This window comes from Agromyces mariniharenae (assembly GCF_008122505.1).
Classification (GTDB): domain Bacteria; phylum Actinomycetota; class Actinomycetes; order Actinomycetales; family Microbacteriaceae; genus Agromyces; species Agromyces mariniharenae.
Map to the genome: position 1 here is coordinate 267,077 of NZ_VSSB01000001.1, position 13,058 is coordinate 280,134.

Annotated in this window: 10 protein-coding genes; 2 read left to right on the forward strand and 8 right to left on the reverse strand. The window is 73.3% G+C overall.

The features are described from left to right. Positions 1 to 139 precede the first annotated feature (139 nt). The 8 genes from prfA to FYC51_RS01290 form a co-directional block, all read right to left on the reverse strand. Positions 140 to 1,216 (reverse strand): peptide chain release factor 1, encoded by a 1,077-nt coding sequence (gene prfA, locus FYC51_RS01255; RefSeq protein WP_148731886.1) that lies wholly within the window; start codon positions 1,214 to 1,216, stop codon positions 140 to 142. A gap of 4 nt (positions 1,217 to 1,220) precedes the next feature. Then, the gene (rho, locus tag FYC51_RS01260; RefSeq protein ID WP_148731887.1) at positions 1,221 to 3,356 is read right to left on the reverse strand and encodes a transcription termination factor Rho; all 2,136 of its coding nucleotides are present in this window, start codon (positions 3,354 to 3,356) and stop codon (positions 1,221 to 1,223) included. Between the two features lie 267 nt (positions 3,357 to 3,623). After that, positions 3,624 to 4,586: a homoserine kinase gene (gene thrB, locus FYC51_RS01265; RefSeq protein ID WP_148731888.1), complete on the reverse strand. Its 963-nt coding sequence runs from the start codon at positions 4,584 to 4,586 to the stop codon at positions 3,624 to 3,626. Next, positions 4,583 to 5,680, reverse strand: a complete 1,098-nt coding sequence (gene thrC / locus FYC51_RS01270; protein WP_148731889.1) for a threonine synthase — start codon at positions 5,678 to 5,680, stop codon at positions 4,583 to 4,585. Before thrC ends, thrB begins: the two co-directional genes overlap by 4 nt. Continuing rightward, entirely contained in the window at positions 5,677 to 6,987 is a 1,311-nt protein-coding gene (locus tag FYC51_RS01275; protein WP_148731890.1) for a homoserine dehydrogenase, read from the reverse strand. The genes thrC and FYC51_RS01275 overlap by 4 nt, the downstream gene beginning before the upstream one ends. Then, complete coding sequence (gene lysA / locus FYC51_RS01280; protein ID WP_148731891.1) at positions 6,984 to 8,399, reverse strand: diaminopimelate decarboxylase; 1,416 nt, start codon at positions 8,397 to 8,399, stop codon at positions 6,984 to 6,986. Before lysA ends, FYC51_RS01275 begins: the two co-directional genes overlap by 4 nt. A gap of 273 nt (positions 8,400 to 8,672) precedes the next feature. Continuing rightward, a complete protein-coding gene (locus tag FYC51_RS19070; RefSeq protein ID WP_187432435.1) occupies positions 8,673 to 9,461 on the reverse strand; it encodes an LmeA family phospholipid-binding protein in 789 nt (262 codons plus the stop codon). Continuing rightward, complete coding sequence (locus FYC51_RS01290; RefSeq protein WP_148731893.1) at positions 9,458 to 11,134, reverse strand: arginine--tRNA ligase; 1,677 nt, start codon at positions 11,132 to 11,134, stop codon at positions 9,458 to 9,460. Before FYC51_RS01290 ends, FYC51_RS19070 begins: the two co-directional genes overlap by 4 nt. A 39-nt stretch (positions 11,135 to 11,173) precedes the next feature. On the opposite strand from FYC51_RS01290, the gene FYC51_RS01295 reads away from it, so the two are divergent. Both FYC51_RS01295 and FYC51_RS01300 read left to right on the forward strand, forming a co-directional pair. Then, complete coding sequence (locus FYC51_RS01295) at positions 11,174 to 11,794, forward strand: iron ABC transporter ATP-binding protein (RefSeq protein ID WP_148731894.1); 621 nt, start codon at positions 11,174 to 11,176, stop codon at positions 11,792 to 11,794. 11 nt (positions 11,795 to 11,805) lie between these two features. Then, on the forward strand, positions 11,806 to 13,002 hold the full coding sequence (locus FYC51_RS01300; RefSeq protein WP_148731895.1) for an ROK family transcriptional regulator: 1,197 nt from the start codon (positions 11,806 to 11,808) through the stop codon (positions 13,000 to 13,002). Positions 13,003 to 13,058 lie beyond the last annotated feature (56 nt).

Below are 13,058 nucleotides of genomic sequence, written 5' to 3' on the forward strand. Positions count from 1 at the left end.
CCTCCTCGACCTGTTGAGGAGCGGTCACCGAGGTGGCCCCTGCGCCAACTTGCGGTCGTCTGCGCCACATGTACTGGCGCAGAGGGCGTCGAAGTGGCGCAGAAGAAGGTCGGGCGAAGCTCGCCGGGTCAGGGGCGGGTCACTCGGCGGCGAGGTCGGCCAGGCGGGCCTCCTCGTCGGCCTGGATCGCCGAGTCGATGATCGGGTCGAGCGCGCCGTTCATCACCTGGTCGAGGTTGTACGCCTTGTAGCCCGTGCGGTGGTCGGCGATGCGGTTCTCGGGGAAGTTGTACGTGCGGATGCGCTCCGAGCGGTCCATCGAGCGGATCTGCGACTTGCGGGCATCGGATGCCGCGGCCGCGAGCTCCTCCTGCTGGCGCGCGAGGAGCCGCGCGCGCAGCACGCGCATCGCCGCCTCGCGGTTCTGCAGCTGGGACTTCTCGTTCTGCATCGAGACCACGATGCCCGTGGGTAGGTGGGTGATGCGCACCGCGGAGTCGGTCGTGTTCACCGACTGGCCGCCGGGTCCCGACGAGCGGTAGACGTCGATCTTGAGGTCGTTCTGGTTGATGTCGACCTCCTCGGGCTCGTCCACCTCGGGGAACACGAGCACGCCCGTCGTCGACGTGTGGATGCGGCCCTGGGTCTCGGTCACCGGCACGCGCTGCACGCGATGCACGCCGCCCTCGTACTTGAGGTGCGCCCAGACGCCCTGCGACGGGTCGGAGGCGTTCGACTTGATCGCGACCTGCACGTCCTTGTAGCCGCCGAGGTCGGACTCGTTCCGCTCGAGGAGCTCGGTCTTCCACCCCTTCGACTGCGCGTACTGGATGTACATGCGCAGCAGGTCGGCCGCGAAGAGGGCGCTCTCCGCGCCGCCCTCGCCGCCCTTGATCTCCATGATGATGTCGCGGCCGTCGTCGGGGTCGCGCGGGATGAGGAGCCGACGCAGCCTCTCCTGCGACTGCGCGAGCCCCTCCTCGAGGTCGGGGATCTCCTCGGCGAACGCGTCGTCCTCCTTGGCCAGCTCGCGGGCGGCCTCGAGGTCGTCGCCCGCCTGCTGCCACGCGTCGTGCGCGGCGACGATGCGGCTGAGCTCGGCGTAGCGCCGGTTCACCTTCTTCGCGCGCGCGGCGTCGGCGTGCAGCGCCGGGTCGGCGAGCTCCTGCTGGAGCTCGCCGTGCTCGGCGAGCAGGGCCTGGACGGACTCGAACATCGGCTCAGCGGTGGTCGGTCTCGTGCCCGTGCGAGTGCGCCGCGCCGTTGGCCACCGGCATCGACTTCTGCATGAGCATGAGGAACTCGACGTTCGACTGGGTCTCCTTGAGCCGGCCGAGCACCGCCTCGAGGGCCTGCTGCTGCTCGAGGCCCGCGAGGGCGCGACGCAGCTTCCAGGTGATCTTGACCTCGTCGGGCGAGAGCAGCATCTCCTCGCGACGCGTCGACGACGCGTTCACGTCGACGGCCGGGAAGATCCGCTTGTCGGCGAGCTGGCGCGAGAGGCGCAGCTCGGAGTTGCCGGTGCCCTTGAACTCCTCGAAGATCACCTCGTCCATCTTCGACCCGGTCTCGACGAGCGCCGTGGCGAGGATGGTGAGCGAGCCGCCGTTCTCGATGTTGCGCGCCGCGCCGAAGAACCGCTTCGGCGGGTAGAGCGCCGAAGCGTCGACGCCGCCCGAGAGGATGCGGCCCGAGGCCGGCGCCGCGAGGTTGTACGCGCGGCCAAGGCGGGTGATCGAGTCGAGCAGCACGACCACGTCGTGGCCCAGCTCGACGAGGCGCTTGGCGCGCTCGATGGCGAGCTCGGCGACCGTCGTGTGGTCTTCAGCCGGGCGGTCGAAGGTCGAGGCGATGACCTCGCCCTTCACCGTGCGCTGCATGTCGGTGACCTCTTCGGGGCGCTCGTCGACGAGCACGACCATGAGGTGGACCTCGGGGTTGTTGATCGCGATGGCGTTGGCGATCTGCTGCAGCACGATCGTCTTGCCGGCCTTGGGCGGCGAGACGATCAGGCCGCGCTGGCCCTTGCCGATCGGTGCGATCAGGTCGATGATGCGCTGCGTGAGCTTGACGGGCTCGGTCTCCATGCGCAGCCGCTCCGCCGGGTACAGCGGCGTGAGCTTCTGGAACTCGACGCGCGCAGCCGACTCCTCGGGCGTCTGGCCGTTGACCGAGTCGACCTTGACGAGCGCGTTGTACTTCTGGCGGCTGTTCGACTCGCCGTCGCGCGGCTGCTTGATCGAGCCGACGACCGCGTCGCCCTTGCGCAGGTTGTACTTCTTCACCTGGCCGAGCGAGACGTAGACGTCGCTCGGGCCCGGGAGGTAGCCCGTCGTGCGCACGAAGGCGTAGTTGTCGAGCACGTCGAGGATGCCCGCGATCGGGATGAGCACGTCGTCGTCGAGGATCTCGGGCTCGAGGTCGTCGCCGGTGCCCTGGCCGCGACGCTTGCGGTCGCGGTAGCGGCTGCGACGGCCGCCCTCGCCCTCGGCCTGCTGCTGGTCGCCGCGCGCCTGCTGCTGCTGGCCGCGGCCCTCGCCCTGCTGCTTGCCGTCGCCCTCGGCCTGGCGCTCGCGGGCGGGACGACCGCCCTGCTCGTCGCCCTTGCCGCCCTGGGCGGCCTGGCGGCCCTGGCGCTCCTCGGCGGGCTTCTGCTGGTCGTCGCCGCCACGCTCGGCGCGGTCGCCGCCGCGGCGGCCGCGGTTGCGGCCGCGGCCCTGGCGGGGCTGCTCTGCGGGCTGCTCGCCCTCGCCCTCGGCGGGCTGCCCGTTGCGGGCGCCCTCGCCGGTGGCGGCCGCGAGCTCCTCGCGCACGGCGGCGCGGGCGGCCTCGCGGGCCTCGGCGTCGGTGGGGACGAGCGGGACGCCGGCTCCGCCGGCGTTCACGTGCTGCGCGGCGGCCGTGGTGGCGCTCGTCGCACGGCGGGGCTGGCGGCCCTGGCGCGCGGGCGGCGCGGTGGCGGGCGCCGCGTCGGCCGCGGCATCCGTCGACTCGGCCGGAGCGGCCTCGGCGGCGGGAGCCTCAGCCGGAGCCGAGGCGGTGGGAGCCTCAGCAGGCGCCTCGGGCGCAGCGGGCGCCTCGACGGCCGGAGCGTCGGCGGCGGGCGCCTCGGGCGCCTCGGCGGCGGGAGCAGCGGACGTCGGCTCGACGGTCAGGAGGGCCTGGTCGACCAGCGCGGGCGCCTCGGCGCCGTCCTGGTGGGCCGAGATCAACTCCACGAGCTCTCCCTTCCGGCGCTTCGAGGCACCTGCGATGCCGAGCGAGGCGGCGAGCTCCTGGAGCTCGGCGACCTTGAGGCCGTTCAGGCGGGTGCGGTTCGCCACGCTCACGTCGGCGTGGTCGGTTCCGTTGGTCACTGGGTATGTTCCTTTCCCCTGGTCGCAAGAGGTGCCGACCCAGGAGAGCTGATCGCCGGCACGAGCCGTGTCGTGCGCGGGGGCGCAGACATGCGCGAGGGCGAAATGCAAATGATTGCTGGGGAATGCACGAGCGGGGTGGGAAACGCTGACGATGCGTCGCCTTCCGGGTGCTGTCCAATCCTAACACCAGGACGGACGTCCGCCGGACGCGCGACGCGCCGGTCGCGACGGCGAGGCCGCCGGGGATGCCCCGGGGCGCCGTCGCTACCGCTCGACGTCGACGACCGTCGCCCCGAGGAAGTCCACCGCGAGCGGCAGCGCCTGCCATGCCGTCTCGGCCGACTCCTCGACGAGGCGGATCGCGTCGGCCCGCTCGCTCGGGTCGCTCGCGAGCACCAGGATCGACGGGCCCGCACCCGACACGACGGCCGGATGCCCCGCGGCGCGCAGCACCCGGATGAGCCGGTCGGTCTCGGGCATGGCCTGGGCGCGGTAGTTCTGGTGCAGCTTGTCCTCCGTCGCCTGCAGGAGCAGCTCGGGGCTCTGGATGAGCGCCGCGACGAGCAGCGCCGACCGCGAGACGTTGAACACCGCGTCCTCGTGCGGCACCGACTCGGGCTGCAGCGAGCGCGCGAGCGCGGTCGACATCTCGTGCTCGGGCACGAGCACGAGCGGCGAGACGCCCCGGTGCACGATGAGCTTCTTGTGGCGGGGCCCGTCGGGCGTCGTCCACGCGATCGTGAGCCCGCCGAAGAGCGCGGGGGCGACGTTGTCGGGGTGCCCCTCGAGCTCGGTGGCGAGCTCGAGCAGGTCGTCGGGCGAGAACTCGACGATGCCCGAGAGGAGGCCCTTCGCCGCCATGACCCCCGCCACGATGGCGGCGCCCGACGAGCCGAGGCCGCGCCCGTGCGGGATCGCGTTGTGGGCGACGAGTCGCAGCGAGGGCAGCGGCACGCCCGCGCGGTCGAACGTGTGCGCGATGGCGCGCACCACGAGGTGCGTCTCGTCGAGCGGCACCTCGCCGGCGCCCACGCCGTGCACCTGGATGTCGTGGGTCGCGGCATCCGTCGCCTCGATCTCGAGCTCGTCGTAACGCGCGAGCGCGAGGCCGAGCGTGTCGAAGCCTGGGCCGAGGTTCGCCGAGGTGGCGGGCACCTTCACGTGCACGGTGCGGCCGACGACGGATGCCGCGACGCCCGAGTCGGGGGCGACGGTCGCGCTGGTCATGAGGTGAGTCCGAGGACCTGGGCGACCTGCGCCGTGTCGACCGGCACGACGGTGGGCTGCACGTCGGAGCCGTCGGCGGTGCGGAGGGCCCACTGCGGGTCCTTCAGGCCGTGCCCCGTGACGGTGAGCACCACGCGCGCGCCCTGCGGGACGACGCCCGCGGCCGAGCGCTCGAGGAGGCCCGCGACCGAGATCGCCGACGCGGGCTCGACGAAGATGCCGACCTCGGCCGAGAGGATGCGCTGCGCCTCGAGGATCCTGTCGTCCTCGATCGCGCCGAAGTAGCCGTCGGACTCGTCGCGCGCCTGCAGGGCGAGCTCCCACGACGCGGGGTTGCCGATGCGGATGGCGCTCGCGATCGTGTCGGGGTCGCGCACGGGCTCGCCGCGCACGATGGGCGCGGAGCCCGCGGCCTGGAAGCCGAACATGCGGGGCAGGCGCGTGGCGTTGCCCGCGGTGATGTCCTCGCGGTAGCCGCGCGTGTACGCGGTGTAGTTGCCCGCGTTGCCGACCGGGATGAAGTGGAAGTCGGGCGCGTCGCCGAGCACCTCGACGACCTCGAACGCGGCCGTCTTCTGGCCCTCGATGCGGTCGTTGTTCACCGAGTTGACGAGGTGCACCGGGTAGTTCTCGGCGAGGTCGCGGGCGATGTCGAGGCAGTCGTCGAAGTTGCCCTGCACCTGGATGAGCTCGGCGTCGTGCGCGATGGCCTGGCTGAGCTTGCCCATGGCGATCTTGCCCTCGGGCACGAGCACCGCGGCCGTGATGCCCGCGTGCGTGGCGTAGGCGGCGGCCGACGCCGACGTGTTGCCGGTCGACGCGCAGATCACGACCTTCGCGCCGCGCTCGACGGCCTTCGTCACGGCCATGGTCATGCCGCGGTCCTTGAACGAGCCCGTGGGGTTCATGCCCTCGAACTTCACCCAGACGTCGGCGCCCGTGCGACGCGAGAGCGCCGGCGCCGGCAGCAGCGGCGTGCCGCCCTCGCCGAGGGTGACGACCGGCGTGGCATCCGTCACGTCGAGGCGGTCGGCGTACTCGCGGATGACGCCGCGCCACTGGCGCGACCACGGCTTGGGGGTGGGCTGGTTCACACTGCTCCTTCGACTCGGAGGACGGACGCGACGGATGCGACGACGGGGCTCTGTGCGAGGGCGGCGACGGTCTCGGCGAGCGCGGACTCCTTCGCCTCATGCGTCCCGATGACCAGCGTAGCCCGCTCCGTCGCGCTGCTGACGGTCTGCTGGAGCTGCTCGACCGAGACGCCGTGCTCGGCGAAGACGTGCGCGATGCGCTCGAGCACGCCGGGCTCGTCGGCCACCTCGAGCGTGATCGCGTAGCGGGTCGTGATCTTCCCGATGTCGAGCGCCGGCAGCTCCGCGTGGGTCGACTCGGCCGTGCCGGGGCCGCCGATGACGTGGCGGCGGGCGATGGCGACGAGGTCGCCGAGCACGGCGGACGCGGTCTGCACGCCGCCGGCGCCGGCGCCGTAGAACATGAGCGGGCCGGCCGCGGCGGCCTCGACGAAGACGGCGTTGTTCGCGCCGTGCACCGCGGCGAGGGGGTGGCTGCGCGGCACGAGCGCCGGGTAGACGCGGGCGGAGACGCCCTCCTCGCCCGTCTCGTCGTCGACGAGCCGCTCGCAGATCGCGAGGAGCTTCACGACGAAGCCGGCGCGCTGTGCCGACTCGACCTGCGCGGCGGTGACGCCCGTGATGCCCTCGCGGTGCACCGCGTCGACGGGCACGCTCGTGTGGAACGCCAGGCTGGCGAGGATCGCCGCCTTCTGCGCGGCGTCGTAGCCGCCGATGTCGGCGGTCGGGTCGGCCTCGGCGTAGCCGAGCTCGGTCGCCGTGGCGAGGGCGTCCTCGAGCGACGCGCCCGTCGTGTCCATGCGGTCGAGGATGAAGTTCGTCGTGCCGTTGACGATGCCGAGGATGCGGTCGATGCGGTCGCCGGCGAGGCTGTCGCGCAAGGGCCGGATGATGGGGATGGCGCCGCCGACGGCCGCTTCGTAGGAGAGCTGCGCGCCCACCTGCTGCGCCGCGGCGAACAGCTCCGGGCCGTGCGTGGCGAGGAGCGCCTTGTTGCCCGTGACGACGTCGGCCCCCGAGGCGATGGCGGCGAGCACGAGCGTGCGGGCCGGCTCGAGGCCGCCCATGAGCTCGATCACGATGTCGGAGCCCAGGATGAGCGACTCGGCGTCGGTCGTGAACAGGTCGCGCGGCAGGTCGGCGTCGCGGCGGGCGTCGGGGTCGCGCACGGCGATGCCGACGAGCTCGAGGCGCGCGCCGATGCGCTGCGTGAGCTCGTCGGAGTGCTCGAGCAGGAGCCGGGCCACCTGCGAGCCGACGGATCCGGCGCCGAGGAGGCCGACGCGGATGGAGCGGTACTCGATCATGCAGGGGTCCCTTCCAGGCCGGCGGATGCCTCGAGCCCGGCGTCGCGGGCGAGCAGGTCGGCCTCGGTCTCGCCGTGCACGATCACCCGGGCCTCCCCGTCGCGCACGGCGACGACCGGCGGCCGGGGCACGTGGTTGTAGTTGTTCGCGAGCGACCAGCAGTAGGCGCCCGTGGCGGCGACCGCCACCAGGTCGCCCGGTGCGACGTCGTGCGGCAGGTAGTCGGCGTCGACGACGATGTCGCCCGACTCGCAGTGCTTGCCCGCGACGCGCACGAGCGCGGGCGGCTCGTCGGAGACGCGCCCCGCGAGGCGCACCGTGTAGTCGGCGCCGTAGAGGGCGGTGCGGGCGTTGTCGCTCATGCCGCCGTCGACCGAGACGTAGTGACGCCAGGTGCCGCCGTCGAGCGGCACGGGCTTCACCGTGCCGACGGTGTAGAGCGTGACGCCGGCCGGGCCGATGATCGAGCGACCGGGCTCGAACGCGAGCTTCGGCACGGGCACGCCGCGGTCGCGGCATCCGCTCGCGACGGCCTCGGCGATGCCGAGCGCGATCTCCTCGATGGGCGTCGGGTCGTCGGCCGAGGTGTAGGCGATGCCGAAGCCGCCGCCGAGGTTGAGCTCGGGCAGCGGCGCGACGCGCGCGAGCTCGGCGTGCGCGGTGAGCAGGCGCTCGGCGGACTCGGCGAAGCCCGCCGAGTCGAAGATCTGCGAGCCGATGTGGCAGTGCAGCCCGAGCAGGTCGAGCGACGGGTGCGACCGGATGCGCGTGCCGATCTCGACCGCGCGATCGAGCGAGACGCCGAACTTCTGGTCTTCGTGCGCGGTGGCGAGGAACTCGTGCGTCGAGGCGTGCACGCCGCTGTTCACGCGCAGGCGCACCCGCTGCACGCGACCGGCGCGCGCCGCGGCATCCGCCACCCGCTCGACCTCGACCTCGGAGTCGATGATGATCGCGCCCACGCCGGCGCCGACGGCGCGCTCGATCTCGGCGACCGACTTGTTGTTGCCGTGGAAGCCGATGCGCGCGGGGTCGGCGCCCGCCGCCAGCGCAACGGCGAGCTCGCCACCCGTGCACACGTCGACCGACAGGCCGGCCTCGGTCACCCAGCGCACGATGGCGCCGGAGAGGAACGCCTTGCCCGCGTAATAGACCGTCACGGTCGTGCCGACGGATGCCGCGGCCGCCTCGAACGCGGCCAGGATGCGCGCCGCGCGCGCCCGCGCGTCGGCCTCGTCGACGACGTAGAGGGGCGTGCCGAACCGGGCGGCGAGATCGGTGGCCGGGACGCCGCCGATCACGAGGCGGCCGTCGGCGTCGCGGTGCGCGCGCCCGGGCCACACCTGGGGCGCCAGGGCGTTGGGGTCGTCGGGCACGCGGAGCCAGCCGGGAACTGCTGCGGTGGATGCCACGGGGGAAACCTCACGGGACGGAGTGTCGACGGGTCGCTCGCGGCGAGCGAACCCGGATCGGTTCCTGAAGCCTGCTGCGCGCCGCCCTTGTGGGGCGACTCACCGCGAGTCTACCGAGGGTCGTATGCCGGGCCGAATCGGTGACGGTCCGCGAAGCGGATGCAGGAACTCCCGTCCGACACGCCGGGACGGAATCCTCGACATGCCGACGGGACCAGGGTTCTTCCTGCATCCGGAGTGCGGCCGGGCGACCGCGCGCTGCCGGCCCCGGACTCAGCCGCAGCTGCCGCGCGTCGCGAGACTCTGCTCGTCGAGGCTGATGCCGGTCGCGCCGAGCGTGACGGTCGCCGAGCCGGGCTCGACCGTGATCTGCTGCACCTCGACGCCCTCTGGCAGGTACTCGGCGACGCAGACCGGGATGGGGTCGTCGCCCATGAGTCGGTCGACGAGCCCCGAGACGTCGATGGCGCCGCCGCCCGCCCCCACCTCGACTCCAGTGGGCTCGAGGAGCACGGTGTCGCCGGCCGCCGTCGGCCGCGCGGTGACCGTGTAGTCGATCGGCAGCCCGAGGACCCGCACGGAGTCGGAGTAGGCGACGGCGCCGTCGCCGAGCACCACGTCGCCCTGCACGTCGGGGACCTCGATGAGCGAGTTGACCGCCGCCTCCGTCGCCTGGATCGTGGCGGTCGCCCGGCCGACGGGCGCGTCGAGCCCCGGCGGCACGTCCTGCGCCTCGACGTGCACCGCGATGGGCACGCCGTTCACGGTGAGCTCGGGCGCCGAGAGCTCGACCTGGTCCATCGACCCCGAGAGGTACTGCGCGATGACGGAGAACCCGCCGAGGCGCACCTGCACGTCGCCCTCGACGCCCTCTGGCAGGTTCTGCTCGAGCTGCTCGGCGACGCGCTGCTCGGCGACGTTGCGCACGACGAGGTCGGCGACGACGGCGAGCGCGACGAGCACGCCCAGGATCACGAGCACCGTGATCCACACGCGGGCGGCGCGGTTCCGCCGCCGCGGGGGCGTCCCCGCGGCATCCGTCGACGGAACCGCCTGCGTCACATGCGCTCCGGAGCGGAGACGCCGAGCAGGTCGAGCCCGTTGCGGATGACCTGGCCGGTGGCGTCGTTCACCCAGAGGCGCGTGCGGTGCAGGTCGCCGACGGGCTCGTCGCCGAGCGGCAGCACGCGGCAGTTGTCGTACCAGCGGTGGTAGAGGCCCGCGAGCTCCTCGATGTAGCGTGCGACGCGGTGCGGCTCGCGCAGCTCGGCGGCCTGCGCGACGATGCGCGGGAACTCCTGCAGGCCGCCCAGCAGCGCCGACTCGGTCTCGTGCGTGAGCAGCTCGGGCGCGAACGACGAGCGGTCGACGCCGACGGATGCCGCGTTGCGGGCGACCGCGGACGTGCGCGCGTGCGCGTACTGCACGTAGAACACGGGGTTGTCGTTCGTGCGGCGCTTCAGCACCTCGGGGTCGATCGTGAGCGGCGAGTCGGCCGGGTAGCGCGCGAGCGTGTACCGGAGCGCGTCGGTGCCGAGCCACGCCTGCAGGTCGTCGAGCTCGATGATGTTGCCTGCGCGCTTGGAGAGCTTCGCGCCGTTGATGCTCACCAGCTGCCCGATGAGCACCTCGATGTCGCGCTCGGGGTCGTCGCCCGCGGCCCCGGCGAGCGCGCGCAGCCGGTGCACGTACCCGTGGTGGTCGGCCCCGAGGAGGTAGATCTTGTGGCCGAACCCGCGGTCGCCCTTGTCGAGGTAGTACGCCGCGTCGGCGGCGAAGTACGTGTAGGCGCCGGTGCCGCGGCGGATGACCCTGTCCTTGTCGTCGCCGAAGTCGGTCGTGCGCACCCAGACGGCGTCGTCCGCGTCGAAGACGTGGCCCTGCGCCCTGAGGCGCTCGACGGCGGTGTCGACGTCGGAGAGTCCGTCGTCGCCCTTGTCCTGCAGGCGGCGCTCGCTGGTCCAGACGTCGAAGTGCACGTTGAAGCGTTCGAGCGAGGCGCGGATCTCGGCGAGCTGCAGCTCGTAGGCGATCTCGGTGGCCGTGTGCAGGGCGACCGCCTCGTCGAGCTCGAGCAGCTTCGGCTCGCGCTCGAGCACGCGCCCCGCGAGGTCGGCGATGTAGCTGCCCGGATAGCCGCCCTCGGGGGTCGGCTCTCCCTTCGCCGCCGCGAGCACCGACCGCCCGAAGCTGTCCATCTGGGTACCGGCGTCGTTGATGTAGTACTCGTTGGCGACGTCGGCGCCCGCGGCGCGCAGCACGCGGCCGATGGAGTCGCCGAGCGCGGCCCAGCGCGTGTGGCCGATGTGGAGGGGGCCCGTCGGGTTGGCCGAGACGAACTCGAGGTTGACGCGGGCGCCGCCCGCGAGCGAGTCGCTGTGGCCGTAGGCGGGGCCCGCCTCGACGATGGCCTTCGCCAGCGCACCTGCGGCGGCCGCCTCGAGCCGGATGTTGATGAAGCCGGGGCCCGCGACCTCGGCGCTGGCGACGCCGTCGAGACCGGCGAGCGCGTCGGCGAGCTCGGTGGCGATCTCGCGGGGGTTGGCGCCGAGGGGCTTCGCGACGCGCATGGCGACGTTCGACGCCCAGTCGCCGTGCTCGCGCAGCTTGGGTCGTTCGAGGGTCACCTGGTCGGGCGAGAGCTCCAGCGAGACCTCCGCGCCGGCCGCCCGGCGTCGCTCCACGAGCCCGTTCACGAGGTCGAACAGGGCACGCGAGAGATCGTCGGGAGTCACCCGCAAATCCTACCCGGCACGGTTGATAGGGTTTCGCACATGCCGCGCTCGCCCCACCTCGCCCGTACCCGTCCTGCCGGCCTCGCACTCGTGGCCGCGGCATCCGTGGCACTGCTCGCCGGCTGCACTCCCGACGCAGCCGAACCCACCGGGACGGCGGCCGCGACGACCTCGCCGAGCGACTCGGCGACGGCAGCACCCGAGCCGACCGAGTCGGCCGAGCCGCCCGTCCCGTTCGAGATCGCGTGCGACGCGCTGCTCACCGCCGACCAGCTCTACGCCTACAACCCGAACGTCGGCGCCGACCCCGGCTACGAGCCCGACGGCGACGACATCGCGACCCTCGTCGACGAGGACGCGGGCACGGCGTGCGGCTACCTCAACCAGACGAGCGGCGAGGTCATCGAGGTCGGCGTCGCGACGCCGACGACCGCGGCCGGCGAGGAGCGCCGGAACCAGGCGGCGCTCTCGTCGAAACCCGTGCCGACCTACGGCACCCCGCCCGACGTCGAGGGCTACTTCACGCAGGCGGGCGGCACCGGCGAGGCGCAGGTCTTCCACGGTCCGTACTGGATCGTGATCCAGTCGCCCGCGCTGTTCGAGCCGGGCGACGCGGCACAGCTCGTCGCCTCGGTGATCGCCAACCTGCCCGCGGCCTGACGGGGCGGCGCATGGCGGCGAACTCCTCGACGGGAACGCCCTCGTGGCTGGGCGCCGTCAACGACCGCGCCGGGCTCGCAGTGCTGCTCGAGCAGGGTCCGCTCACGCGCAACCGCATCTGCGAGCTCGTCGGGGTGTCGAAGCCCACGGCCTCGCAGATGATGTCGCGGCTGCTCGCAGCGGGGTTCATCGAGGAGCGCGGGCGCACGTCGGGCTCGGCCGGACGCAGCGCCGTCGTGTACGCCGCGCGCACCGACCGCCCGCTCGGCGTCGCACTCGACCTCGACGCGTTCGAGCTGCGCGCCACCGTGGTCGACGCGACGGGCGACGAGCGGCCCGTCGTGCGCCGGACGCTCCCCCACGACCCGACCGAGCGCTCCCCCGTCGACGAGGTGTCGCGCGCGATCGCCGACGCGAGCGAAGCCGCGGGCACCGACCCCGACGTCGTGCACTCGGTCGTCATCGGCATCCCCGGCTACGTCGACCCCGGCGAGACCGGCGAGCTGTTCAGCGAGACCCTGCCCGGGTGGCCCGTGCGCGGGCTGCGGTCGATCCTCGAGGGCGAGCTCGGGCGCGAGGTGCGCATCGAGAACGACGTGAACCTCGCCGCCGTCGCGGAGCGCGAGCTCGGCGCGGGCGTCGACCGCGACGTGTTCGCGGTGCTCTGGCTCGGCAACGGCGTCGGCGCCTCGTTCGACGTCGCGGGCGACCTGCACCGCGGCAGCTTCGGCGGCGCGGGCGAGATCGGCTTCCTGCCGCTGTCGGTCGCGGCGAGCGCCCTCGACCCGAGCGCGCGCACCGCGCAAGACCTGGTCGGCGGCCGCGCCGTCGCCCTGCTCGCGCGTCGGCACGGCCTCGACGTGGCCGGCTACCACGCGGTGCGCGAGGCGCTCGCCGAGCCCGACGCCGAGGCCGTTCGCGCCGGCGTCTTCCACGACCTCGCCGAGCGGGTCGCCCACGTCGCGCTGCCGCTGCTCGCGACCCTCGACCCGGGGCGCCTCGTGCTCGCCGGGCCCTCCGCGAGCCTCGGCGGCGACGCCTTCGCGGCCGAGGTGGAGCGCGGCATCCGTCGCATCAGCCGCTGGTACCCCGAGGTGGTCGCCACCCGGGTCGACCGGGACCCGGTGCTCCGCGGCGCGCGCATCCAGCTCGCCGCCCGCGTGCGCGAGGAGCTGCTCGACACGGTCGCCAGCGTCAGCCTCGCCTGACCGGCGATCGGGGCGCCCGAAGCGGCCTCGTCGGGCCGTCGGTGGTCGGAACGCGG

Bases quoted from the DNA above. Each gene is read 5' to 3' on its own strand.
- FYC51_RS01295 (WP_148731894.1), top strand. From the start codon at position 11,174: ATGCCGCGCTCGCCCCACCTCGCCCGTACCCGTCCTGCCGGCCTCGCA.
- prfA (WP_148731886.1), bottom strand. From the start codon at position 1,216: ATGTTCGAGTCCGTCCAGGCCCTGCTCGCCGAGCACGGCGAGCTCCAG.
- FYC51_RS01275 (WP_148731890.1), bottom strand. From the start codon at position 6,987: ATGATCGAGTACCGCTCCATCCGCGTCGGCCTCCTCGGCGCCGGATCC.
- thrB (WP_148731888.1), bottom strand. From the start codon at position 4,586: ATGACCAGCGCGACCGTCGCCCCCGACTCGGGCGTCGCGGCATCCGTC.
- FYC51_RS01300 (WP_148731895.1), top strand. From the start codon at position 11,806: ATGGCGGCGAACTCCTCGACGGGAACGCCCTCGTGGCTGGGCGCCGTC.